This window comes from Mycolicibacterium pyrenivorans (assembly GCF_025821625.1).
In the GTDB taxonomy this organism is placed as follows: Bacteria; Actinomycetota; Actinomycetes; order Mycobacteriales; family Mycobacteriaceae; genus Mycobacterium; species Mycobacterium pyrenivorans.
In genome coordinates this window covers 116,893-139,527 of sequence record NZ_JACKSH010000119.1, presented here as the reverse complement: position 1 = coordinate 139,527, position 22,635 = coordinate 116,893, and the positions used below count along the sequence as shown (strand labels likewise).

Annotated in this window: 17 protein-coding genes and 2 pseudogenes; 9 read left to right on the top strand and 10 right to left on the bottom strand. The window is 69.4% G+C overall.

Annotation, left to right across the window (positions count from 1 at the left end):
• Positions 1–45 precede the first annotated feature (45 nt).
• From H7I57_RS15275 to H7I57_RS15260, 4 genes are all read right to left on the bottom strand, one after another.
• Positions 46–1,005, bottom strand: coding sequence for a LysR family transcriptional regulator (locus H7I57_RS15275; protein WP_264024401.1), 960 nt, complete (start codon positions 1,003–1,005; stop codon positions 46–48).
• Positions 1,006–1,075: 70 nt separating this feature from the next.
• Complete coding sequence (locus tag H7I57_RS15270) at positions 1,076–3,487, bottom strand: CaiB/BaiF CoA-transferase family protein (RefSeq protein ID WP_264024399.1); 2,412 nt, start codon at positions 3,485–3,487, stop codon at positions 1,076–1,078.
• A complete protein-coding gene (locus H7I57_RS15265; protein ID WP_264024397.1) occupies positions 3,487–4,683 on the bottom strand; it encodes an acyl-CoA dehydrogenase family protein in 1,197 nt (398 codons plus the stop codon). The genes H7I57_RS15270 and H7I57_RS15265 overlap by 1 nt, the downstream gene beginning before the upstream one ends.
• 1 nt (position 4,684) lies before the next feature.
• Entirely contained in the window at positions 4,685–5,779 is a 1,095-nt protein-coding gene (locus H7I57_RS15260) for an acyl-CoA dehydrogenase family protein (RefSeq protein WP_264024396.1), read from the bottom strand.
• A gap of 166 nt (positions 5,780–5,945) precedes the next feature.
• On the opposite strand from H7I57_RS15260, the gene H7I57_RS15255 reads away from it, so the two are divergent.
• From H7I57_RS15255 to H7I57_RS15230, 6 genes and pseudogenes are all read left to right on the top strand, one after another.
• Positions 5,946–7,112, top strand: coding sequence for a thiolase family protein (locus H7I57_RS15255; protein WP_264024395.1), 1,167 nt, complete (start codon positions 5,946–5,948; stop codon positions 7,110–7,112).
• A 19-nt stretch (positions 7,113–7,131) separates the two neighbouring features.
• A complete protein-coding gene (locus H7I57_RS15250; RefSeq protein ID WP_264024393.1) occupies positions 7,132–7,527 on the top strand; it encodes a Zn-ribbon domain-containing OB-fold protein in 396 nt (131 codons plus the stop codon).
• A 192-nt stretch (positions 7,528–7,719) separates the two neighbouring features.
• Positions 7,720–9,903, top strand: coding sequence for a molybdopterin-containing oxidoreductase family protein (locus H7I57_RS15245; RefSeq protein ID WP_264024392.1), 2,184 nt, complete (start codon positions 7,720–7,722; stop codon positions 9,901–9,903).
• Positions 9,904–9,946: 43 nt separating this feature from the next.
• A complete protein-coding gene (locus H7I57_RS15240) occupies positions 9,947–10,492 on the top strand; it encodes a YceI family protein (protein WP_264024391.1) in 546 nt (181 codons plus the stop codon).
• A gap of 41 nt (positions 10,493–10,533) precedes the next feature.
• Positions 10,534–10,761, top strand: a pseudogene (locus tag H7I57_RS15235) (ATP-binding cassette domain-containing protein); the annotation flags it as partial.
• Between the two features lie 74 nt (positions 10,762–10,835).
• Positions 10,836–11,282: an SRPBCC family protein gene (locus H7I57_RS15230; RefSeq protein WP_264024389.1), complete on the top strand. Its 447-nt coding sequence runs from the start codon at positions 10,836–10,838 to the stop codon at positions 11,280–11,282.
• 100 nt (positions 11,283–11,382) lie between these two features.
• Here the strand turns inward: H7I57_RS15230 and H7I57_RS15225 are convergent, their stop codons facing one another.
• Positions 11,383–11,916, bottom strand: coding sequence for a serine hydrolase (locus H7I57_RS15225; protein WP_264024388.1), 534 nt, complete (start codon positions 11,914–11,916; stop codon positions 11,383–11,385).
• Between the two features lie 22 nt (positions 11,917–11,938).
• Positions 11,939–12,604 carry a TetR/AcrR family transcriptional regulator C-terminal domain-containing protein gene (locus H7I57_RS15220; RefSeq protein ID WP_264024387.1) on the bottom strand — a complete coding sequence of 222 codons (666 nt, stop codon included), beginning with the start codon at positions 12,602–12,604 and terminating at the stop codon, positions 11,939–11,941.
• A 149-nt stretch (positions 12,605–12,753) separates the two neighbouring features.
• Here H7I57_RS15220 and H7I57_RS15215 point away from each other — a divergent pair, with 149 nt between their 5' ends.
• Complete coding sequence (locus tag H7I57_RS15215; protein WP_264024385.1) at positions 12,754–13,131, top strand: VOC family protein; 378 nt, start codon at positions 12,754–12,756, stop codon at positions 13,129–13,131.
• Positions 13,132–13,147: 16 nt separating this feature from the next.
• Here H7I57_RS15215 and H7I57_RS15210 read toward each other — a convergent pair whose 3' ends face one another.
• From H7I57_RS15210 to H7I57_RS15195, 4 genes are all read right to left on the bottom strand, one after another.
• A complete protein-coding gene (locus H7I57_RS15210; protein ID WP_264024383.1) occupies positions 13,148–14,272 on the bottom strand; it encodes a baeRF11 domain-containing protein in 1,125 nt (374 codons plus the stop codon).
• A 148-nt stretch (positions 14,273–14,420) separates the two neighbouring features.
• A complete protein-coding gene (locus H7I57_RS15205; protein ID WP_264024382.1) occupies positions 14,421–15,455 on the bottom strand; it encodes a threonine aldolase family protein in 1,035 nt (344 codons plus the stop codon).
• 65 nt (positions 15,456–15,520) lie between these two features.
• Positions 15,521–17,896 carry an AAA family ATPase gene (locus tag H7I57_RS15200; protein ID WP_264024381.1) on the bottom strand — a complete coding sequence of 792 codons (2,376 nt, stop codon included), beginning with the start codon at positions 17,894–17,896 and terminating at the stop codon, positions 15,521–15,523.
• 108 nt (positions 17,897–18,004) lie between these two features.
• Positions 18,005–18,694 (bottom strand): TVP38/TMEM64 family protein, encoded by a 690-nt coding sequence (locus H7I57_RS15195; protein ID WP_264024380.1) that lies wholly within the window; start codon positions 18,692–18,694, stop codon positions 18,005–18,007.
• A gap of 39 nt (positions 18,695–18,733) precedes the next feature.
• Here H7I57_RS15195 and H7I57_RS15190 point away from each other — a divergent pair, with 39 nt between their 5' ends.
• Both H7I57_RS15190 and H7I57_RS15185 read left to right on the top strand, forming a co-directional pair.
• Positions 18,734–19,357: a hypothetical protein gene (locus H7I57_RS15190; protein ID WP_264024379.1), complete on the top strand. Its 624-nt coding sequence runs from the start codon at positions 18,734–18,736 to the stop codon at positions 19,355–19,357.
• Positions 19,357–22,477: pseudogene (locus H7I57_RS15185) on the top strand (helicase HerA domain-containing protein). The gene H7I57_RS15190 and the pseudogene H7I57_RS15185 overlap by 1 nt, the downstream one beginning before the upstream one ends.
• Positions 22,478–22,635 lie beyond the last annotated feature (158 nt).

Below are 22,635 nucleotides of genomic sequence, written 5' to 3'. Positions count from 1 at the left end.
GCCCGCGCTCCGGCCGTTGCGTTGAGACTGCAGTGGCGGCGACGGCTACTCGATCTTTTCCGCCGTGGGCGCAGTATCAACGCGGGAAAGTGGCGGGCCCAGCTCGACGGCGATCTCCTCGACCAGGCGCTCCACCTCGGCGAGGCGCTTCACCCGCTCCGGCACCCACGCCAGTGCGATCTCGATCAGCGGCCAGGTGCTCTCGTCGATGGGAACCAGCTTGAACTCCGGCGGGGAGAACATCCGCCCGATGAACGACGCGGGCGCATAGGTCACCACGGCCACCAGGTGCCGGTTGAACACCTGCGTGACCATCTCGAGCTCGCCGCCGCGCTGGTTGGTGGTGCGCACGATCTGCGTGACGCCCCGCACGTTGAGCTGACGGGTCAGCCCCGCGAGCACCATCGGGTTGGGCCGGGCGAAGTCGATGACCACCTCGCGGCCCCGCAACTCCTCGATCGACACCAGGTCCTTGCGCGCCAGCGGATCGTCGGACCGCACGGCGATCGCCCCCTGATATCTGGCGATCACCCGGTGGCGCAGCCGCTTGTCGGAGGCGGGCAGGTGGATCAGACCGAGGTCGATCTTTCCCGCCACCAGCTTCGCGGTGACCTCGGCCGCCGAGCCGGGCACGCTGAAGTCGACCGGCGTGGGCAGCCGCGACACCGCGTCCTCGAGCCGGGCCAGCAAATCCGACGGCGCGTAGGCGGTGGCGCCCAGCCGAATGGGCGTGACCTCCTTGGTGATTCGCGCGGCGGTGGCCTTGAACTCCTCGACCTGACGCATGATGTCGCGCGCGGGCCCGAGCAGCTCGCTGCCCAGCTCGGTCAGCCGCACCTCGTGGTAACCCCGCTCGAACAGCGCCCCGCCCAGCTCCTTCTCCAGCAGCTTGATCTGCTTGCTCAGCGGCGGCGGGGTGATCATCAGCTTGTCGGCAGCCCGCTTGAAGTGCAGTTCGTCGGCGACGGCGACGAAGTACTTCAACCTGGTGAAGTCGATCTCCATGGGGCCACGTCCGACGGGTAGAGAGCTGAACCGATTCCCGCATCGTACGAGAGCCGCGGGCACGAACCGGTCAGGACGGCGGCGTCACCGTCTCCAGCACGCCGCGCGCCATCAGTTCGGCGACCTCCGACGCATCCAGTCCGAGCAGCTCAGCGGCGATCTCGGCGGTCTGCTCGCCCAGCAGCGGCGCCTGCCCCAGCGGCGGGTCGGGCACATGCTCGGAGTGGAACAGGACGTTCTCGAGCGTGAACGGCGCGGCCCCGTACGGGTGCAGCTCGTCGCGGAAGTCGCGGCGCTGCGCGTAGTACTCCCACTGCGGCACCTCCGCGGCGTGCAGCACCGCGCCGGCGGGCACTCCCGCGGCCTGCAGCGTCGCCATCGCCTCGGCCCGCGGCCGCGACGACAGCCATTCGCTCACGGCCTTGTCGACGCGGTCCCTGGCGCGGTCGCGGTCGCTGCGGGTGACCAGCTCGGCGGCCAGGTCCGGGCGCTGCATCACGTCACACAGCGCATGCCAGTCCGCGTCGTCGCGCACCGTCACCGCAATCCACTCGTCGGCGCCCGCCGCGGGCAGGACCGCCCACGGGGCGTCATGGGCGGGCCCGGCATGGCCGCGCCGCGCCAGCGCGTCTGGTTGGATGCGCCGCGCCAGCGCGTCCGGGTGGATGCGCCGCGCCAGCGCGTCGGCGGCGATCTCGGCCGCCAGATGGCTGAGCATCACCTCCGACTGGGCCACGCTCGCCGAGCCGCCCGCGTTCGTCCGCTCCCGGCGCAGCAGCAGCGCCAGCGCGGCCACCGCGCCGATGCGGGCACTGACATGGTCGGGGTAGACGGTGATGGTGTCGCAGAAGCTGCCCGGCTCGTCGGGGTACACCCACTGGTCGGTGAATCCCGCCTTCGCCCGCACCAGCGGCCCGTAGCCCAGGCTCTTGGCCCACGGCCCGGTCGGCCCGAAGGCGGAGCTCTCCACCACGACGATGCCGGGGTTGACGGCCCGCAGCGACGCGAAGTCCATGCCGAGCGCCTGCGCCACACCGGGTTTGAAGTTCGACAGCACCACGTCGGCCTGCTCGACCAGCCGGTGCGCCAGCGCGCGGCCCTCCTCGGACCGCAGGTCGACGCCGATCGAGCGCTTGTTGCGGTGCCCGGCCGCATACGCCTGCGTCATCTTCCTCAGGCTGATCCGCAACCCGTCGGGATACGCCGAGTTCTCGATCTTGACGACGTCGGCACCGAGATCGCCGAAAAGCCTTGCGGTGTCGGCGCCGACGACGATGACGCCGAGATCGAGCACCCTGATGCCCTCCAGCGGCAGGCCATCGTCTCGGCGGGCGCGCCCGGCCAGGACCGGGGCGCCCGTCAGCCGTGGCCCGGCCGTCGCCGACGCGGTGAGCACGCTGGCCCGGTGGCCGTCGACCTCGGCGACACCGACCGGGACCGGTGCCGTGAGCCCGGGCGCCAGATCCACGTCCCGTAGGAACCCCCGCGCGATGACCTGGTCGGCGATGATCGCCTCCTCGAGCGACAGCACCGCGGCGGTGGGCACGCCGTGGCGCTGACCGTCACGCTCGAGATCGGCGCGCGTCTTGTCGGCGGTGAAGCGTTCGATCGCGGGCAGCAGGTCGGGGCAGCGGAAGCGTTCCCCCAGCCGGTCGTAGCGCGGGTCGGCGAACTGCTCGGGGCTGCCCATCCACTCGAACATGCCGCGCCACTGGCGTTGTGCCAGGATGCAGATCCGTACATACCCGTCCTTGCACGCCACGATGGGGTAGCGCTGGCGTTCGGCGTTCCAGTCGCGCTGCTGCTCGCTGATCGGCACCCCGGCGGACGCGGAGCCCGCCGTGCCGAACGGTGGATCCAGCGCCTGCATGGCGCCTTCGAGGATCGAGAAGTCGATGAGATCGCCTTCGCCCGTGCGCAATCGGTCGACGAAGACACTGAGCGCGACGAACGCGGCCTGCGCGGCGGCGACGTGGTAGGGCAGCTCGCCCGGCGGCACCAGCGGTACCCGGCCGGGGATGCCGGAGCGGGACAGTTCACTGGTCAGCGCGTGCAGCACCGGTGTGGTGGCCTGCCAGTCCAGAAAGTCGGTGTCCCGCCCGAAATCGCTGATCGACAGGATCACCAGGCCGGGATGCGCGGCGCGCACCGCGTGGATGTCGAGCGTCGTCTCGGCGTCCGAGTCGGGCCGGGTGGTCTCGATGAGGATGTCGGCGCCGGCGAGCAGCTGCGCCCACCGCCGGGCGCCATCCGCGGTGGCGGGGTCCACGGTCTCGGAGGCGATGCCGTGCCGGTTGATCGCCGTGCCGAGTGCCACCGAATCGACGATCGGGCCGACGGTTTCGTCCCCGGTGACGCCGACGAGGGTGACCGCGGTGATGTCGGCTCCCAGGTCGGCGAGCAGCCGCCCGACCGCCGTCATGGGGCCCGAGGACAGGTCGAGGATCCGCACCCCCGACAGGGGCGGGTCGTAGTCGGCCATCAGCTCTTGCGGGCTTGCCGGAACGGGATCTCGCGGTCGACGTCGGCCTCCCGGGGCAGGCCGAGGACCCGCTCGCCGATGATGTTGCGCTGGATCTGGTCGGTGCCGCCGCCGATCGAGGTGAAGAACGCGTTGAACGTCAGGAAGTTCACGTCGTCGGCCACCGGGTTGTCGCTGCCCGCCAGCAGCGACTCGGCGCCGATCAGCTCGGTCTTCAGCCGCGCCTCGGAGTGCAGGATGCGCGACATCGCCAGCTTGCCGATCGACATGATCGAGCTCGACGTGCCCGGCTCGGCGGACGCCTTGGCCCGGGAATTGTTGAGCCGGTTGAGTTCTCGCAGCGACAGAGCCGTCGCCAGCTCGTGGCGCACCGCCGCGTCGTCGAGGCGGCCGTGCTCGCGGGCCAGCTCGACCAGGCTGTCGGCCTTGCTGCGGTTGCGGGATGCGCGGCCGCTGTCGCCCATGATCGAGCGTTCGTAGGCCAGCGCGGTCTGCAGCACCTTCCAGCCGTTGCCCAGTCCGCCCACCAGGTACTCGTCGGGCACCGACGCGTCGCTGATGAACACCTCGTTGAAGTGCGACTCGCCGGTGATCTGCACCAGCGGCCGGATCTCAATGCCGGGCTGGCGCATCGGGATGATGAAGAAGCTCAACCCCTTGTGCTTGGGCACATCCCAGTCGGTGCGCGCGATCAGCAGCGCGTACTCGGCGTGCTGGGCACCCGAGGTCCACACCTTCTGGCCGTTGACGATCCAGCGGTCGCCGTCCTTGACCGCGGAGGTGCGCACGGCGGCCAGGTCCGAGCCCGCGCCGGGCTCGCTGTAGAGCAGGCAGGTGCGCGACTGCTCGGTGAGGAAACCGCGCAGCAGGTCGTGCTTGATGGTCTCGGTGCCGAACCGCAGCACGGTGTTGGCCGGGATGCTGTACCGGTCCTGAAGCGCGCCAGGGGCTTTGACGGCGCGGAACTCGCGACCGATGACGGCGGCGAGCTCGGCGGGGTAGCCGCGGCCGAACCACTCGGTGGGATACGTCGGCACCGCGTAGCCGGCGTCGAGCACCTTCTCCAGCCACGCGATGCGCTCCGGGGAGCTTCGCCACGGGTCGCTGGAGGGCTCGAGGCCCGACCAGTTGGCGGCGAGCCAGTCGCGGACCTCGGTGCGCAGGTCGTCGGCGCTGGGCAGGTTCGTGGTCGCCATGTCAGGCCCCCTTCGAGGTAAGGTAGCGCTCGCGGAACAGGCGCGGGGCGCCGAACAACTGGACGCCGGTGCGGGCCCGCCGCGCGTACAGGTGCGCGGGGTGCTCCCAGGTGAAGCCGATGCCGCCGTGCATCTGGATGGCCGCCATGGTGATGGTCTGGTACGCCTCCGCGCACGCGAACCCGGCGAGAGCGATTGCGCCGGAGGCGTTCTCGCCATCCTCTGCGTGCTCGGCGGCGGCGTGCTGGGCGGCCGAGGTGGCCGACTCGAGCTCGATGAGCAGATCGGCCGCCATGTGCTTGAGCGCCTGGAAGCTGCCGATGGCGCGGCCGAACTGCACGCGGGTCTTGAGGTACTCGACGGTGGTTTCGAACATCCGCCGCGATCCGCCCACCTGCTCACCGGCCAGCGCGATCACCGCGAGATCGAGCGCCTCGGCCACCGCGTCCCAGCCGCGCGTGCCGATCCGTCGCGCCGGGGCGCCGTCGAACGCGAACGTCGACAGCCGCACCGTCGGGTCGAAAACCGTTGCCGCCGTGCGGGTGAACCCGGGGGCATCGGCGGCGACCTCGAAGACGCCCACTCCGTCGGCGGTCCGGGCCACCACCAGCACTATGTCGGCGACCTGCCCGAACGTCACGTAGTGCGCGCTTCCGGTCAAGCGGCCGTCGGCGTCGGCGCGGACGTCGACCCCGTCCTCGGTCCACGTGCCGGCGCTGCCGGTCACCGCGACGGTACCCAGCGCGCTGCCGTCGGCCAGCCCCGGCAGCAGCCGCTGCTTGTCGTCGTCGGTGCCCGCAGCCTGCAGCAGCCCCACGGTCAGCACCGCGCTGGACAGGAACGGCGACGGGAGCAGCGCGGCGCCGGTCTCCTCGGCCACCGCCTCGAGCTCCTGGGCGCCCAGGCCGACCCCGCCGTACTCGCCGTCGACCAGCATGCCCGCCACGCCCTGCTCGGCCAGCTGCTGCCACAGGCGCCGGTCGAAGCCGTCGTCGGTCGTCATCACCCGGCGCACGTGTTCCTCGGTGCACGCGTCGTCGAGCAGTTCGCGCACCGCCGTCCTGAGCTGGGTGCGTTCCGCACTGCTGATCATCATGGCCCTCATGCTTCGTCACCGCCGCCGCGCTGTAAATCACGGATGTCGACATCGTCGCGTTTCCGATCGCGACACGTCGCACGCGGGCACATGTGCCAAACGGGCATGTGCCGGTGTGCCGGTCGGTCGTTTACAAACCGGGACCCGCGACGGCAGGTTGTCTGCCATGAGCCACGACACGCCGGCCATCGCCGGGCTCGGGATCACCGAGCAGGGAAAGGTGTACGGCCGCACCCCCAGGCAGTTCGCCGCGCAGGCCGTCCGGTCGGCCGCCGCCGACGCCGGGCTGGAGCTGGGGGACATCGACGGGCTGATCGTGTCGGGCGGTCTGCGCTCCGGCGTCGGGGTGGAACTGCAGAGCACGCTGGGGCTGACCGACCTGACGCTGCTGACCGAGATGCAGGGCTACGGCTCGACCGCGGGGCAGATGGTGCAGTACGCGTCGATGGCCGTGCAGTCCGGCATGGCGACGACCATCGCGCTGGTGTGGGCGGACGCGCCGCTGAAGGAGAAGTCCGGCGCGGCATCGGCCTACGGCGGCGCCCGCCGACTCCCCAAGGGTTTCGGCGGCCTGCACGCCTCCAACGGCATCGCCTCACCCAACGTGATGTACGCGCTGGCGGCACGCAGGCACATGAAGAAGTACGGGACCACCAGCGAGCAGCTGGGCCACATCGCGGTGGCGCAACGGCAATGGGCGCAACTCAATCCACTCGCGCAGTTCCACGACACTCCGCTGACGCTGGAGGACTACCACGCCAGCCGCTACATCGCCGAACCGTTCCACCTCTACGACTGCTGCCTGGTCAGCAACGGCGGCGTCGCGGTCATCGTCACCACCCTCGACCGGGCCCGTGCCCTGCGGCAGCCGCCGGTACGGGTGCTCGGCTGGGCGCAGGCGCATCCGGGAAAGTCGGGGGTGCGCAACGACGACTTCGGCCTCGTCAGCGGGGCGGCCACGTCGGGCCCACGCGCCCTGGCGATGGCGGACACGACGCTCGCCGAGATCGACGTCGCGCAGATCTACGACTGCTACACCTTCACCGCCCTGCTGACCCTCGAGGACTACGGCTTCTTCCCCAAGGGCGAGGGCGGGCCCGGTGTCGCCGAACCCGGCACGCTCGGCCCCAGCGGCCGGCTCAAGGTCAACACCGGCGGGGGCCAGCTCAGCGCGTTCTACATGTGGGGCATGACACCCTTGCACGAGGCGGTGGTGCAGACACGCTGCCACGGCGGCGCACGCCAGGCCGACAAGCACGACCGGGTGCTGGTCTCCGGCAACGGCGGCATCCTCGACTACCACTCCACGCTGGTCCTCGGCACCGACAACTGACAAGAGAGAGTGAATCCTGATGCCCGCGTTCGCGATTCAGCGCGACGCCGCGACCGCGGTGTTTCTCGACGGCACCAAGCGCGGCGAGTTCCTGCTGGTCCGGGACAACGTCTCCGGTGAGCTGCTGCCGCCGCAGTTCGACGTCACCGCCGACCCGCAGCGCTACCAGTGGGTGCCAGCGGCGGGCACCGGGAGCGTCGTCAGCTGGGCGGTGATCCACCACCGGCTCGGCGACGGATCCACCTACCGGCTGCCCGTCGGCATCGTCGAGCTCGACGAGGGACCGTGGTGGTGGACGTCGTTCCCGGACGCCGACCCCGACGCCGACCTGTTCGGGGGGCGGGTGAAGGTGGCGTTCCAGGAGCTCGGCGACGGAGACGCCGCCGAGGCGCTGCCGTACTTCCGTCCCGTCTGACCGCGGAGCCCGGGGCGTTGAGACAGCGCCCAGGGCGAAGAAGTGCGAGTGGCGTTCGCCGCCAGCGCAGTCTGAACGTTGCGCAACGCCGAGCTCGCGCAGGTCACATCACCTTAATATCGGCGACATTCGGCTGCCACAACGATGTCCTTCACTGGGTGTAGCCCACAGCTCCGTCAGAAGGAATCAGCCATGACGCTGGACGCTGCCCCGAACCCTGCGAAGCAACTGACGATCGTGCGCGGCGCCTGCCCACACGACTGCCCCGACACCTGCGCGATGCTCTATCACGTCGATGACGGCAAACTCGTTGACGTCAAAGGCGATCCGGACCATCCGATGACCCGCGGTGGGCTGTGTGTGAAGGTGAAGAACTTCCACGAGCACCACTACCAGGCCGACCGGCTGCTGTACCCGATGCGCCGGGTGGGCGCCAAGGGTGCCGGCGAGTTCGAGCGCATCACCTGGGACGAGGCGCTCGCCGAGATCAAGGCGCGGTGGACGTCGATCATCGACGAATACGGCAGCCAGGCGATCATGCCGCACGCCTATCTGGGACATCAGGGTGTGCTCAACGGGCTGACGTCCGGCGACGCGTTCTTCAACCGGCTCGGCTCCACCGTCGCGGAGAAGACCTATTGCGAGTCCGGTTCGTCGACCGCGTGGCACATGACGGTGGGCGGCACGGGCGGTCTGGACGTCGAGTCGATGGCGCACTCGAAGTACATCATCGTGTGGGGCATGAACATGACCAGCACGAACCTGCACGGCTGGCCGTTCCTGCTCGAAGCGCGGAAGAACAACGGCGCCAAGATCGTCGTCATCGACCCGGTGCTCAACCGCACGGCGCGCCAGGCGGACTGGCACATCCCGATCCGGCCCGGCACCGACGGGGCGCTCGCTCTCGGGATGATCCACGAGATCATCGCCCAGGGTTTCGTCGACACCGACTATGTCGAGAAGTACACCGTGGGCTACGACGAACTCGCCGCGCGCGCAGCGGACTTCCCGCCCGAACGCGTCGAGGAGATCACCGGGGTCCCAGCCGACGACGTCCGAACACTCGCCCGCGAGTACGCGACCACGCCGCCGGCGGCGATCCGCCAAGGCGTCGCGCTGGAACGCAGCCGCGGCGGCGGCCAGGCGATCCGCGCGATCACCTGCCTGCCCGCGCTCGTCGGCGCGTGGCGCCACGTCGGCGGCGGCACGATGGAGATGCCCATCTGGGAGTTCCCCACCAAGTTCGACGCGATCTGCATGCCGGAGTGGATTCCCGAGGGCACCCGGGTGGTCAACGAACTCGACCTCGGGATGGCGCTGACGGGTGAGCTCGAACTCGATCCGCCGATCAAATCGCTGTTCGTCTACAACTCCAACCCGGTGTCGCAGGGGCCCGCGCAGGAGAAGACGATGCGGGGACTGATGCGCGACGACCTGTTCACCGTCGTGAGCGAGCACTTCATCACCGACACAGCGAAATTCGCCGACATCATCCTGCCGGCCACCATGCAGGCCGAACAGCTCGACATCATGGTGACCTGGGGCCACCTCTACATCTCACTGAACCGGCCCGCGATCGAACCGCCCGGGGAGTGCGTTCCGAACGTCGAGCTGTTCCGGAGGCTGGCCGCGACGATGGAGTTCGACGAGGAGTCCCTGGCCTACTGGGAGCGCACCGACCGCGAGATGCTCATCGACTTCCACGACTGGGACGCCCCCGCGCTGCAGGGCATCACCTACGAGAAGCTCGAGGAGGTCGGCTGGATGCGCCTGAACGTGGGTGCCCCCGACACCCGGGCGCCCCACGCCGAGGGCAACTTCCCGACACCCTCGGGCAAGTGTGAGTTCAAGTCCAGCCTCGCCGAGGGCGGCAACTTCGTCGTCCCGGTCTGGCGGTCGATGTACGAAGGAATGCAGCCCGGCCAGTACGTCGACCCGGTGCCCGACTACATACCGCCGTTCGAATCCCCGCAGTCCAATCCCGGACTGGCCAAACGCTTCCCGCTGAGCATCATCTCACCCAAACCGCACGCGTTCCTCAACAGCCAGTACGGGAACGCCGCCGACAAGCAGCAGGTGCAGGGTGGGCAACGGGTGTTCATCCATCCCGCCGACGCGGCCGACCGCCGCATCGAGGAAGGCGACCTGGTGCGGGTGTTCAACGACCGCGGCTCCTTCCAGGGCCCCGCGGCCTACGAGAGCGGTCTGATGCCCGGGCTGGTGATGGCCAACGTCGGTCACTGGCAGGGAAAGACCTCGGGCACCACCGTGAACGCCATCACCGCCGACCGGCACTGCTCGCTCGGCAACGCCGGCGTCTACGGCGACAACCTCGTCGAAGTGGAGAAGGTGATGGACCAGGCCGCCGCTAGTTGAGATCGATGCCCCTGCGGCCTGCGGTGGCCTATACATTCGGTTGATGGCCACTGTGTGGGAGTTGGGTTCCTCGGACGGTCAGCTGCTGGTGAAAACCGGCGTCGGGGGACCGGCGGCGAAGATGGGGCATCGGCTGACCATCGCGATGACGACATGGACCGTCACGGTGCGGTGGGTGCACGACGAACCCGTCTCGGCCGACCTGACGGTCGACGTCGGTTCCCTCGAGGTGCTGGGCGGCGAGGGCGGTGTGAAGGGACTGTCGGGTCCGGAGAAGACGCTGGCACAGTCGAACGCGCTGAAGACCCTGGGCGCCGACCGATTCCCGCACATCCAGTTTCGGACCGACGACATCGCGAAGGCCGACGACGGCTATCGCCTCACCGGCACACTGGAGATCCACGGAACCACCCGCGAGCGGGTGGTCGACCTGCGCGTCGACGACCTCGGGGACACGTGGCGCATCTCGTGCGACGCCGAGGTGCGCCAGACCGAGTTCGGTGTGAAGCCCTACTCGATGATGATGGGCGCCATGAAGGTCGCCGACGAGGTGACGGTGTCGTTCACCGCCGAGTACCAACGCGGCTAGGTAGCGCCGCTGTAACGTCGACGCAATCCACGGCTCCTACCGTGACCAACCTGACGGCGACCGGCATCAACATCTCGGGGCTGACCAAGACGTTCAAAGTGGGCCGACAAACCGTCGAGGCACTCGGCACCGTCGACCTGGCCACCACCGAGGGCACTTTCCTGTCGCTGCTCGGCCCCTCTGGCTGCGGAAAGTCGACGGTGCTGCGGATCCTGGCCGGACTGGAGGAATTAACCGACGGCACGGTGCTCATCAACGGCGTGTCCCCGGGCTCGTGACAGTGTCGGTGACAGATCGCCGACCGCGTCCTACCGTGCCATCGAGGCACGGAACATCGGAGGACATGAGGGCGATGGTGCATGTCGAGGTGCAGACCCTGATCAGGCGACCCCGCCACGAGGTCGCCGCGTACGCCGCCAACCCGGACAACGCCACAGCCTGGTACGCCAACATATCGGCCGTACGGTGGGAGACCCCGGCACCCGTGTCGCTCGGCTCCCGGTTCACGTTCACCGCGCAGTTTCTCGGCAGGGAACTGACATACACCTACGAGGTGACCGAGTTGGTCGCCGGCCAGCGGTTCGTGATGCGCACCGCGCAGGGCCCGTTTCCGATGGAGACGACCTACACGTGGCAAGACGGTCCCGACGGAGCGACGCTGATGACCCTGCGCAACCGCGGCGAGCCCGCCGGCTTCTTCCGCATCGCGTCGCCACTGCTGGCGGTGGCGATGAAACGGGCCAACAACGCAGACCTCGCGAAGCTCAAGTCACTGCTCGAAACACCGTGAGGCGGTGCTCAGGGGGCAGAAGCGAGAACCGCTGAGCGGAACCCATCGAGCACGTTGGAGCCATCGGGCCCCTCCCACAACACCTGCGTCAGCAGCCAGATCACCGACGCCGGTGCGCGGATCGGCCCGCCACCCGCCACCCGGTCCCCAGTCCGCCGTCCCAGCCGTAGCGGCCGTCGGGTTCGACGCACAGTCCGTAGCCCCAGCCTGCGCCGTCGAGGAACAGCCCGGCATCGTCACGCTGCTGCGGTGTCAGATGGTCGGTGGTCATGGCGCTCAGCGACGTCGTCGAGATCAGCCTGCCGTCGCGGAGCCTGTCGGTGAAGGCGATGAGGTCATCGATCGTCGACACCAAACCCGCTGAGCTCAAGGGAAATTGCGGCGCGGACGCCCACATTCCGTCCACCGGGTCGAACAACGCGAGACCGTCCTCTCCCGGAGCGAGCTGAGGCACGAACCGATGCAGTTTGTCGGGCGGAACGTGAAACGCCGTGTCCACCATGCTCAGCGCCGCCGCCGTGACGATCGGCTTGGAGATGGACGCGATCCGCATGATCGTGTCTCGCCGCAAGGGCGTGCCGAACCCGTCGTCGCCGCCGACGTAGACGACCGGTTCCCGCCCCGGTGACGTCACCGCTGCGATGGCGCCGGGCGCCTCACCGGCGTGATGCCAGCCCGTCGAAGATGACGGTCAACCCGAACGCATACGCAGCGTCGGCGTCGTTGGCCGCGTTCTGGGCCCGGCCGGCCGCGGTGCCGATCCGGGCCGCCAACGGGAAGCGGTCAGCGACCCCGAGCTGTTCGAGTTTGGCGCCCTCGCGTCCCCACCACTGCTCGGGGGTCTCCCGCTCTCGCTCCCGCCGTGCGTGCGCCATGGCGCGGGCGCTGGACCGGACGAAATCGAGCACCAGTGTCAGCGCGGCATCGCGCTCCGCGTCGGGAATCGGAAGTGGTTGCACCGCAACGAGTTCACGCTCGTATTTGGTCAGCGTTCCCGGTCCCAGGATGGCGCGTTCGGACTCGACCTCGGCAAGCCACGGGTGATCGGCGAACAGCTGCATGTTGTCGGACGCGACCGTGGTGAGCCGCTCGGCCCAGCCGCCGGACAGCTCGGTGTGGGCCATGTCGAGGCGGCACTGGTCGACCATCAGCTCGAGCAGTTGCTCGCGTCCGTCCACATAGGAGTACAGAGACATCACCGGCGTGCCCGACTCCTCGGCGACGTCACGCAGCGTGAAGGCCAGCCCGCGCCGGTCGGCGACGGCGATGGCCGCGGCGACGACGTGGTCGGTCGTCAGCTTCGGCCGGCGGCCCCGGCGCACGGGCCGGGGCGCGTGGTTGCGCCACAGCAGGTCGACAGTGTCCAGTGTCGGCTCCTCACGTTTGCATTCTCGTACATATTACGGATAATAGTTGCCGTACGCAGTACGAGAAATGTCATTGTCGTACGGAATACGAGGAAGGCTTTCGCATGAACATCACGGCCACCGCGGTCTCACTCAACGTCCCCGACCCGCAGGCCTCCGCCGATTTCCTGTCACGCCACGTCGGGTACACCACCGCGATGCAGGCCGACGGGTTCGTGTCGCTCGCCCATCCCGACGGCGGACCGAACGTGGTCTACCTGCGCACGGGTCTGCCGTCGTTCAAGCCTGCCCATCGTGCGGGCAGCGCCGGCGAGGGACTGTTGCTGGCGTTCGTCGTCGACGATGTCGATGCCGCGTTCGAGACGGTCCGCGCCGCGGGCGCCACCGTGGTCACGACTCCGGAGACCGAGCCCTGGGGCGAGCGCTACTGCCAGTTCGAAGATCCGAACGGCATCATCGTGCAGTTCGTCGCATGGGTGTGACCCCCCAAGCGCCGCGTCACGACAACGGGAACCGCAGCCCCGCCACCGCCGTGCCCTTCCAGATGTCGGCGGTGATCTCCTCGGGCCGCACCGCGATCACCTCTCCGCCCCGGTCGAGGACGGTGACGGCGATTCGGGACAACAGGTCGTAGCCGTCGTCGTCGAACGTGACCGTTCCGTTGGTGTCGTTGAGCCGTCCGAGAATGTCGACGGTGAAGTCGTACACCAGCGTCGACACCGCTCCGGCGACGGCGGCCTTCCCGATGTCGGCGACGTCGGTGGCCACCAGCCCGCGGGCCACGCCGTCACCGATGCTCTCGAGAAGCCTGTTGGTGCGCTTGGCATTCAGCGCAGAGAGCGACTCGCGGATGGCGGCGTCGATCTGATCGGGACGCAGCGTGTCGGGTCCGCCGGGCACCACCACGATCTCGCGCTTGTGGTCCAGGCCGCGGTACATCTCCAGCAGAGGGTCCGTCGCGAACAGGAACAGCGGCCGTCGTGCTGACGGATCAACGTGTCCCAGTTCGGATTCCACCGCATCGGCGACCCGTTTGGCGTAGGCCTCCAGCAACACCTTCTTGCCCTCGTCGCCGACCAGCCTGCCCACGTGGTCGCGGTCGCGGATCGTCGCGCGGTTGGTCGCCTCGGCCGCATCGGCGGCGTACTCACCGACCAGGGGAAGCTCCTCGGCCCTGCTGCTCGCGGTGGCCCGCCACAGGTTCCACCCGTTGGCCGACAGCGTCAACGCGTACGCCTCCTGCGGCGTGGTCACCGCGCGGACCAACTGGCCGATGTCGAAGTACGCGCCGGCCTGGGACTGGCTGTGCAGCGCGTTGGGCAGCACATAGACCTCGTGGACGTCGTCGGCGATGAAGATCGCCAGCGACCGCGACAACCGCAGCCAGAGCTCGGACTCGGCGATCTCGGTCCACCGGTCGCGCAGCTTCTGCTCGACGGCGTGCCTGGCGCCGCGCTCGCGGATGCTGCGCAACGCGCGGTCGACGGCGCTCTTGGCCGTCAGCAGGCTGTTCTCGCGCTGATCGGGAGCCGGCGAGGTCTCCGCGTACACCGTGATGGCGTGTTCGTGTGGTTCGCCGAGCCTGGTCAGGTCGGCCGTGTCGGGCAGCTGGTATCGCGTCACCGTTCACTCCTTCGTGTCGGGGCCTCCCTCCACCATAGGCACGTCCTGAGGAGTGCCGCAGTGCGCCGATTCCCGGGACAGCGAGAATTCAAGGATCCCAGCAACATTGGCGACGATTTCCGTCCGGGCGCCGGTGCGCCTCCGTCGGCTACAGCAACCCCTGCAACGCGGAGAGCACGCCGTCGACGTCGCTGTCGGTGGTCGACCAGGAGCAGACCAGGCGCACGGCCGGGTGCGGCGGGTCGGGCTGGTGCACGACGTAGGACTGGGAGAGCCCGCGGTGGACATCCGGGTCGAGGTCGACGAACACCTCGTTGGCATCCGTCGGCGAGGCCAGGTGCAGCCCGAGCGCCGCCATGCCGTCGCTGAGTCGGCGGGCCATCGCGTTGGCGTGGGCGGCCGTGCGCAGCCAGAGACCGTCGTCGAGCAAGGCGAGGAACTGGGCGGCGACGAAGCGGTGCTTGCTCGCCAGGTGGCCGATCTGCTTCTGTACGAAATGGATGCCACCGAAGTGCTCGGGGCGGCGGACCAGAACCGCGTCACCGAACAGTATGCCGTTCTTGGTCCCGCCCACGGTGACGATGTCCGCGTCACCGATCGCCTCCGCTGGTGAGACATCCAGCGCGGCAACGGCGTTCGCGATTCGTGAGCCGTCGACGTGGACCAGCAGGTCGAGGTCGTGGGCGTGGTCGACGAACTCGGCGATCGTCGGAGCCGTCCATACGCGCCCGTTCTCAGTGGACTGCGTGATCGTGACGATGTGTGGTTGCGAGTGATGGACCGCGCCGCGGCGGACGGCCCGGCGGTCCAGCTCGCCGGCGGCGATCAGGCCGTCATCGCTGGGCAGCCGGGTGAGCTGGGCGCCCGAGAGCCGCACCGGCCCGCCGGCCTCGTCGAGCAACACGTGAGCGACGTCGCTGCAAAGGATCTCGTGCCACGGCTGAACCGCCGAGGCGAGCGAGATGATGTTGGCGGCCGTGCCGGTGAACGCGAACAACACCTCGGCATCGGGGGAGTCGAAGGTGTCTCTGAGGGCGTCGGCTGCGCGCGCGGTGACCGGGTCGGCACCGTAGGACGCGGCGTGCCCCTCGTTGGCGAGGTGCAGCGCTTCGAGCACGTTCGGATGTGCCGGCGCGGCGTTGTCGGACGCGAAGACGGGGGAGGCAGATGACACGTCCGCCATGATCGCACCTCACGCTGAGTGTGAAGCCATGGGCGTTGCGGGGGCCGCGATCACGACCCGGACTGCTATTCCGCGGGGCCGGCGGCGAGCCAGGCGAAGAACTCGTCGGCGCACAACACCGGCTTGCCGTACTCCGCCGCCCTGCGGGCCTTGCCCGACTGCGTCCCCGCCTCGGCGGTCACCAACACGTCGCAGCGGGTCTTGCTCACCGTCCTCACCGGGGTCAGGCCCGCGGACCGGGCGAGCCGTTCGATCTCGTCGCGCTCCACGATCCGGCCCGCCGCGTCCTGGGCGGTGCCGGTGAAGCAGATGCGGGTGCCGGGCACCAGGATCGCACCGATGTCATGCCGCTCGAGAAGCATGGCCTCGGAGACGATTTCGGCACCCAGCAGCCTCTCCACCTCGCGCACCCTCGCGAGGACGTCGTCGGTCAGCGTCACCCTCGACGCCGCCGCCCTGAGCTGGTCGGCCACCGACTGCCGCGCCCCTTCCTCCCAGCCCGTCTCGGGGGCGCCGCGGGCGCGGACGTCGTCGGCGCGCGCCCCGCCGAGCAGGAGCTCACCGACGTCGCGACTCACCCGCAGCAGCGCCGAGAGCGCGGGCAGATGGTCGGCCGTCGGCGTCGCCGCCCGGTGGTCGCGGCTGACCAGCAGACCCGAAGCCGTTTCGGCCGCGTCGGGCTCGTCGAACACGCTGGAACCGGTGTCGCCCATCCCCGAGTCGGTGAAGGCCCGCATCGTCGCTTCCGCGATCTCCGCCGCGGATCGTGCCGCCGCGACCGCACTGCACGGCACGTCGACGCCCATCGGCATCGGGGTCACATACCCCAACCGTTTGAGCTCGAAGTCGATCAACCCCATCGTCTCGTCGATGCCCACGCCCACGGGCGTGTACCCGGCCAGCATCGGGGCGATCACCGCCCACGCCTCCCGCAGCGTCGGCGCCAGCAGCACGTCAGAGACGGTGATGCCGTAGGCGATTCGCGCATCGGCGAGATCGCGCTGCGGGTTCACCAGCGTCGTCACCGCCGTGCCGTCGTCGAAGGCGACCGCCAGTTCCACCGGTCGGGGCCGCGACATCCGCCCCTCGTCACCCACGGTGAGGATCGCGATCGCGCAATACCGGCGAACCCGGTCGTCTTGCACCGACGCGCGAAGGAACCGCGCGACCCGGCGATCGGTCTTCATGTCCCTGGGCAGCACCGGGCGTTTGAGGACCAGACCGCTCAGCGAGGTGCAGCGGCTCAAGGCGACGTAGAGCTGACCGAACGAGAACATGCCGCCGGTCAGATCCACGACCAGTCGGTGCAACGTCTGCCCCTGGCTCTTGTGGATCGTGATCGCCCACGCCAGCTTGAACGGCATCTGGGTGTAGGTGCCGACCACTTCGCGCCGCAGCGTGCCGCCGTCGACGACCGGGCGGGTCGCCTCCCAGGTGAACGGTGTGACGTCCGCGGTGGTGCCGTCCGGGAACTCCACGATGACCACGGCTCCGTAGCGGTCGTGGTCGACGCCGACCACACGGGCGATCGTGCCGTTGACCCAGCGGTTGTTCTGGTCGTTGTTGAGCATCATCACCTGCGCGCCGACCTTGAAGCGGACGGAATTCTCGACCGGCGGGTCGAACAACGACAGATCACCCGAAGTGTGGGCGTGGTGCACCATCTCGTCGCCGGGCAACCGGTCCAGATGCTGGCGGTTGCGCGCCGTGACCAGCCGGTTGGTGGCGGCCAGCGTCAGCCAGAACTCGTCGTCGGGTGGGACGAACTCCGGGTCGGTGCGTGCGTTGAGCTGCTCGCGGGCGTGGCCGAGCAGCACTCCCTCGCGGATCTCGTTGAGAATGGCCGCCATTCGGGCGTCGCCGAGTTGACGGAAGACCGTCGTCAACGCGACGGCGGGGAAGTCCTCGCGGCGGAAGCTGCGGGCCGAGAAGAAGTACGGGGTCTCGTAGGCGGTCGAGAAGTACTCGCGTTCGTTCTCGGTGACCACCGGGGGCAGCTGGTAGAGGTCACCGACGAGGACGACCTGCACGCCGCCGAACGGCTGCCCGGGTCGCGGGCCGAACTTCTGCAGGGCGGCGGCGAGCATGTCGAAGAGGTCGGCACGCACCATCGACGCCTCGTCGATGATCAGTGTGTCCAGCGACGCCAGCGTCTTGGCGAAACGGCCAGGCCGGTAGTCCCCGGAGAGCACCTCGTGCAGGCCCGTCGTCGTGCGGAACCCGAACAGCCGGTGGATCGTGTAGCCGTCGACGTTGAGTGCGGCGATCCCGGTCGGCGCGACCACCACCACGTTGCGGTCGGTGTCGGCCATGAACCGGCGAATGAGCGTCGACTTGCCGGTGCCCGCCTTTCCGGTTAGGAAGACGTTGCGGCCCTCGCCCAGCAGCGTCAGCGCCCGCTCGAACTCCTCGGTGACAACGATGCCGTCGGGCCCCTGCACGGAATTCCACGTTACCGGCGCGACCTCCGCCGAGAGTGCATGCACGGTCGCGGTGGGGACCTTTTCACGACCGTGAGCGCACGCTCGGCGGAAAAGCCGCGCGGGTGCTCAGCTCGAGCGTCCTGAGCGCCAGGAGCGCCAGCCCCGGTGCGCCGCGAATGCCCCGACCACGGCGGTCACACACCACACGGCGATCGCCGTGTAAGCCAGCGGCGCCGAGAACTCCCCGATCGACGCCCCGAGCGCCGTGTACACGAACGCCCGCGGCACCGACCCGATGAACGCCCCGGCCGCCATCTGCCACAACGGAACTCCGAAGGCCCCGAACGCATAGGAGGCGAGCGCATCCGAGATCCCCGGGACGAACCGCTGCCCGACGACCGCCCACAGCCCACCCCGCGCGATCAGCCCGTCGATCCGCTCCGAGCGCTGCGGCCCCAGCAGGGCGCGGGCACTCTCCTTGCCCGCGCGCCGCCCTGCCAGGCTCGTGACGATCGCGGTGCCGACCGTCGCACCCAGCGTCACGAACGTGCCCACCAGCGGGCCGAACAGGAACCCACTGCCCGCCGCGAGCAGCGGCCCCGGCACCAGCACCGCGCCCAGCGCCGACGAGACCACCACGTACGTCAGCGGCGCCAGCGCGCCCGTCGACGCCACCAGGCCGCGGACGTACTCCACGTCGATCACCTGCTGCACGGCGACCAGATAGAACAGCGCCGCCAGCAACCCCACGAACAGGGCCAACCGCGCGACATGGCGTCGCCGGGACGTCTGAGGGGTACCTTCGCTGTCAACCATGCCGAACGCAATCCTGCCGCACCCGGTTAAGTTGGCTGCGTGACTGTGACGGCGGCGGACCTGACGGGCACCGAACGAGCGGTGCTGCTGGTGCTGATGGCCGAATCGCGCCCCGTGCCCAACCCCGAGCTGACCGCCCTCGGCCCGGCGCTCGACAAGCCCGGCCGCGACAAGCTCAACCGCCTCGGGCTGATCGAATCCGAACGCGTGGGCAACAGGTTCGTCCACGAGCTCACCGACCGCGGCTGGCGGCTCTGCGGCGAGATCATCGCCGCGGGACCGCCGCCACGCTCCACCGGGCCGGCCAAGACGCTCTACACCGTGCTCGGCGCGCTCGGCCGCCACCTGCGGCGATCCGAGCTCAGCCTGGCCGACATGTTCTGGCCGGCCACCGACGGCCCGGCACAGACCGTCGAGGAGCGCGTTCGCGCCGCCTACGCCCGCCTGGTCACGCGGTCCGGCGGCTGGGTCTCGCTGACCCGGCTGCGCGCCGAACTCGACGACCCCCGCGACGACGTCGACACCGCCCTGCGCGCCCTGTACCGCACCCCCGGTGTCAGCCTGATCCCCGAGGAGAACCAGAAGGTCCTGACCGCCGACGACCGCGCCGCGGCCGTGGTGATCGGTGACGGGGCCAAGCACCTGATCGCGATCGACGCGTGATGGACGCGGTGCAACGGGAAGCTCTTGCCTCGCTTCGACTGACGTGGGCGCCCACCGTCGACGACCTGTGGCGTCCCCAGGCGGCCACCCACGTCGGCGGGCTCAACGAGTACGCCGTCGACGACGTGATGGACGCCTTCGGCGACGCGCTGCACGACGCCACATCGACCCCGCTCGGCGTCGTGGTACGCGGGCCCGCCGGATCGGGCAAGACCCACCTTCTCGGCCAGATCCGCGAACGGGTGCAGGCCGGCGGCGGGTACTTCTTCGTCGTCGAACTGCTCGACGCCGCCAGCTTCTGGCATTCGGTGCGCAACGGGATCCTGGAGAGCCTGGGCCGCCCCGGTGCGCAGCGCGAGACGCAGCTCAAGGACCTGCTGTGGGAGCTGTCGTCGATCGCGCGCGTGTCGCGTGCCGACCGACGCGCCATCATCGGGGACGACGACCTCGACCCCGAGACCCTGGACCGCTTCGTCAATGCACTGGCCGCGGTACGCAAAGACCCTGTGCGGCAATGTCATCACGCTGCGCGCGCTGGTGCTGCTCGCGGCGAACGACCTGGTCGCCCATGACGTCGGCGAGGCCTACCTGCAGGCCAGCGAGGAGTTGGGCGGCGTCTTCGGCGACGACCGCGACCGCTGGCGGCTGCGTGCCTCCCCGGAGTCCGCACAGGACTGCGTGCGCGACATCTCCCGGCTCGTCGCCCTGGCCGGTCCGGCGGTGCTGGCCCTGGATCAGATCGACACGCTGCTCGCCGCCTCGCTTGCGCGCACCGAGTCCGGCGGTGGCGGCGACGGTGTGCTGGAGCAGGTCGCCCACGGGCTGATGTCGCTGCGCCAGACGATGCGCCGGACGGTGTCGGTGGTGGCGTGCCTGCCTGCGGTCTGGGAGAGCATCCGCGACCAGGCGACGGCAAGCGTGGCCGACCGGTTCCGGGTGACGGCGGTGTTGCACGGGTTGCCGACCTCGGACATCGGCCGCGCGATCCTGGAACGCCGTTTCATCCTGAGCTACGCGGCGACGGGCTTCGCGCCGCCCTATCCGAGTTGGCCGATCATGCCCGCGGCGTTCGAGGACGCCCGGGACTACACGCCGCGAAAGTTGTTGATCCGAGCCGACAGCCACGTGCGCGAGTGCCTCAAGCACGGCACCGTCGTCGAGCTCGAAGCCCTGAGCACAGACGCGCAGCCGACTTGGGAGTCGCAGTCGCCCAACGGAAGTGCCGCCGTCGGTTCGTCGGGACTCGACCGTCGGTTCGCCGACTACCGCAGGCGCGCGGTGCCCGCCGCCGCGTTCGACCACGAGGGCGAAGACATCACGATGCCCGAGCTTCTCGGCGCCGCACTGACGGCGTGGATCGCCGAACGCGACGGTGACCAGGTGTACACGGTCGACCCGCCGCCGGGATCGCACGTCGTGCTGCACGCGCGGCTGCGGCAGAGCCTTGACAGCGCCACCGACGACGAACGCCACTGGGCATTCCGCGCCATTGCGGCCACCAACGCGCTGGCCGCCCAGACCCGCATCAGAAAAGCCTATGCGGCAACGGGTCTCAGTGCCGGATCGGACCGCCGACACCTGTTGTTGCTGCGCAACACGGCGTGGCCCACCGGCCCCAAGACCGCGGCGCTGATCGAGGAGATCCACGCCGCCGGTGCGCGCACCGTCCCGGTGTCCGACGACGATGTGCGGACCATGATCGCGCTGCGCGACCTGATCAACGACGACGACGTCGACCTGCCGGGATGGCTGCAGGCGCGCAGGCCCGCGCACGGGCTGGCGTTGTTGCGCGACGTGCTGGGCGACGACACCCGCGGTGTCACGGTGGCCGCGCCGGTCGAACCGGAACCCGAGCCGGAACCTCCGGTGGAGGTCGCCGTCGACGTGTCCGACGCCGAGATGCCGCTGGGCTTCGACCTGCAAACGGGTGAGCCCGTGTCGATCGAACTGTCCGCGCTGCGCAAACACGTCGCGATCTTCGCGGGCTCGGGCTCGGGCAAGACGGTGCTGATCCGCAGGCTCGTCGAGGAATGCGCGCTGCGCGGTGTCTCGTCGATCGTGCTGGACACCAACAACGACCTGTCCCGGTTGGGCACCTCGTGGCCCGCGCCGCCACTCGGCTGGCGTCGTTCCGACGATGCAAGGGCCGCAGAATATTTCGGCAACACCGAGGTGAAGATCTGGACGCCGCGACGGTCGACCGGGCGTCCGCTGGCATTCCAGCCGCTGCCCGATTTCAGCTCCGTGGTCGACGACTACGACGAGTTCAACGACGCCGTGGAGTCCGCGTGCGCCGCGCTCGAACCGCGGGCGCTGATCTCCGGGCAGACCCAGAAGGCCAACCGGGCTCGCGCCGTGCTGCGAGAAGCGTTGCAGCGATACGGCAGAACTCCGGCACCGACCCTCGACGGCTTCGTCGACCTGCTCGCCGACCTGCCCGATGACGTCAGCAACATCGCCGACGCCCGCAAGATCGCGAACAACCTCGCCCAGGATCTGCGCGCCGCCATGATCAACGACCCGATGTTCGGCGGCGACGGCACGCCCGTCGACCCCGGGGTGCTGCTCACGCCGTCTCCGGGTCGCCGGGCAAGGGTGTCGGTGATCAGCATGATCGGCCTGTCTTCGGACGAGCAGCGCCAGAGCTTCGTCAACCAGCTGCAGATGGCGCTGTTCGCGTGGATCAAACGGCACCCGGCCGGGGAGCGGCCGCTGTCCGGGTTGCTGATCATGGATGAAGCTCAGAACTTCGCTCCGTCAAAGGGTTTCACCACCTCCCTGCGAAGCACGCTGGCGCTGTCGTCGCAGGCCCGCAAGTACGGGCTCGGGCTGGTGTTCGCCACCCAGGCGCCGAAGGGTCTGCACAACCACATCCCGGGTAATGCCGCCACCCAGTTCTACGGCCTGCTGAACTCGCCGGCCCATATCGAGGCCGCTCGGGAGATGGCGCGGGCCAAGGGCGGCCTGGTGCCCGACATCAGCCGGCTGCAGGCCGGCAACTTCTATGTCGCGACGGAGGGGGAGGCGTTCCACCGCGTCGTCGCGCCGTGGTGCCTGTCATATCATCCGTCGAGTCCGCCATCGGCCGAAGAGGTTCTGGCGATGGCGAGTGCGGTTTAGGTCGGACCGCGTCACGCGGCGGCGCCGTGACGACATGCCCAGTGGGTGCGAGATTGTGAGACAGGGCACAGAGCCCGCGTAAGAATCACGGATAACATAGTCACGGTAAACCCTTTATCTGTAGACTATATGGGTGCTGAAGCGTAATTAGCGCAGTT

Bases quoted from the DNA above. Each gene is read 5' to 3' on its own strand.
- H7I57_RS15205 (WP_264024382.1), bottom strand. From the start codon at position 15,455: ATGGCGGACGTGTCATCTGCCTCCCCCGTCTTCGCGTCCGACAACGCC.
- H7I57_RS15245 (WP_264024392.1), top strand. From the start codon at position 7,720: ATGACGCTGGACGCTGCCCCGAACCCTGCGAAGCAACTGACGATCGTG.
- H7I57_RS15260 (WP_264024396.1), bottom strand. From the start codon at position 5,779: ATGATGATCAGCAGTGCGGAACGCACCCAGCTCAGGACGGCGGTGCGC.
- H7I57_RS15275 (WP_264024401.1), bottom strand. From the start codon at position 1,005: ATGGAGATCGACTTCACCAGGTTGAAGTACTTCGTCGCCGTCGCCGAC.
- H7I57_RS15265 (WP_264024397.1), bottom strand. From the start codon at position 4,683: ATGGCGACCACGAACCTGCCCAGCGCCGACGACCTGCGCACCGAGGTC.
- H7I57_RS15270 (WP_264024399.1), bottom strand. From the start codon at position 3,487: ATGGCCGACTACGACCCGCCCCTGTCGGGGGTGCGGATCCTCGACCTG.
- H7I57_RS15215 (WP_264024385.1), top strand. From the start codon at position 12,754: ATGAACATCACGGCCACCGCGGTCTCACTCAACGTCCCCGACCCGCAG.
- H7I57_RS15230 (WP_264024389.1), top strand. From the start codon at position 10,836: ATGAGGGCGATGGTGCATGTCGAGGTGCAGACCCTGATCAGGCGACCC.
- H7I57_RS15255 (WP_264024395.1), top strand. From the start codon at position 5,946: ATGAGCCACGACACGCCGGCCATCGCCGGGCTCGGGATCACCGAGCAG.
- H7I57_RS15195 (WP_264024380.1), bottom strand. From the start codon at position 18,694: ATGGTTGACAGCGAAGGTACCCCTCAGACGTCCCGGCGACGCCATGTC.
- H7I57_RS15250 (WP_264024393.1), top strand. From the start codon at position 7,132: ATGCCCGCGTTCGCGATTCAGCGCGACGCCGCGACCGCGGTGTTTCTC.
- H7I57_RS15240 (WP_264024391.1), top strand. From the start codon at position 9,947: ATGGCCACTGTGTGGGAGTTGGGTTCCTCGGACGGTCAGCTGCTGGTG.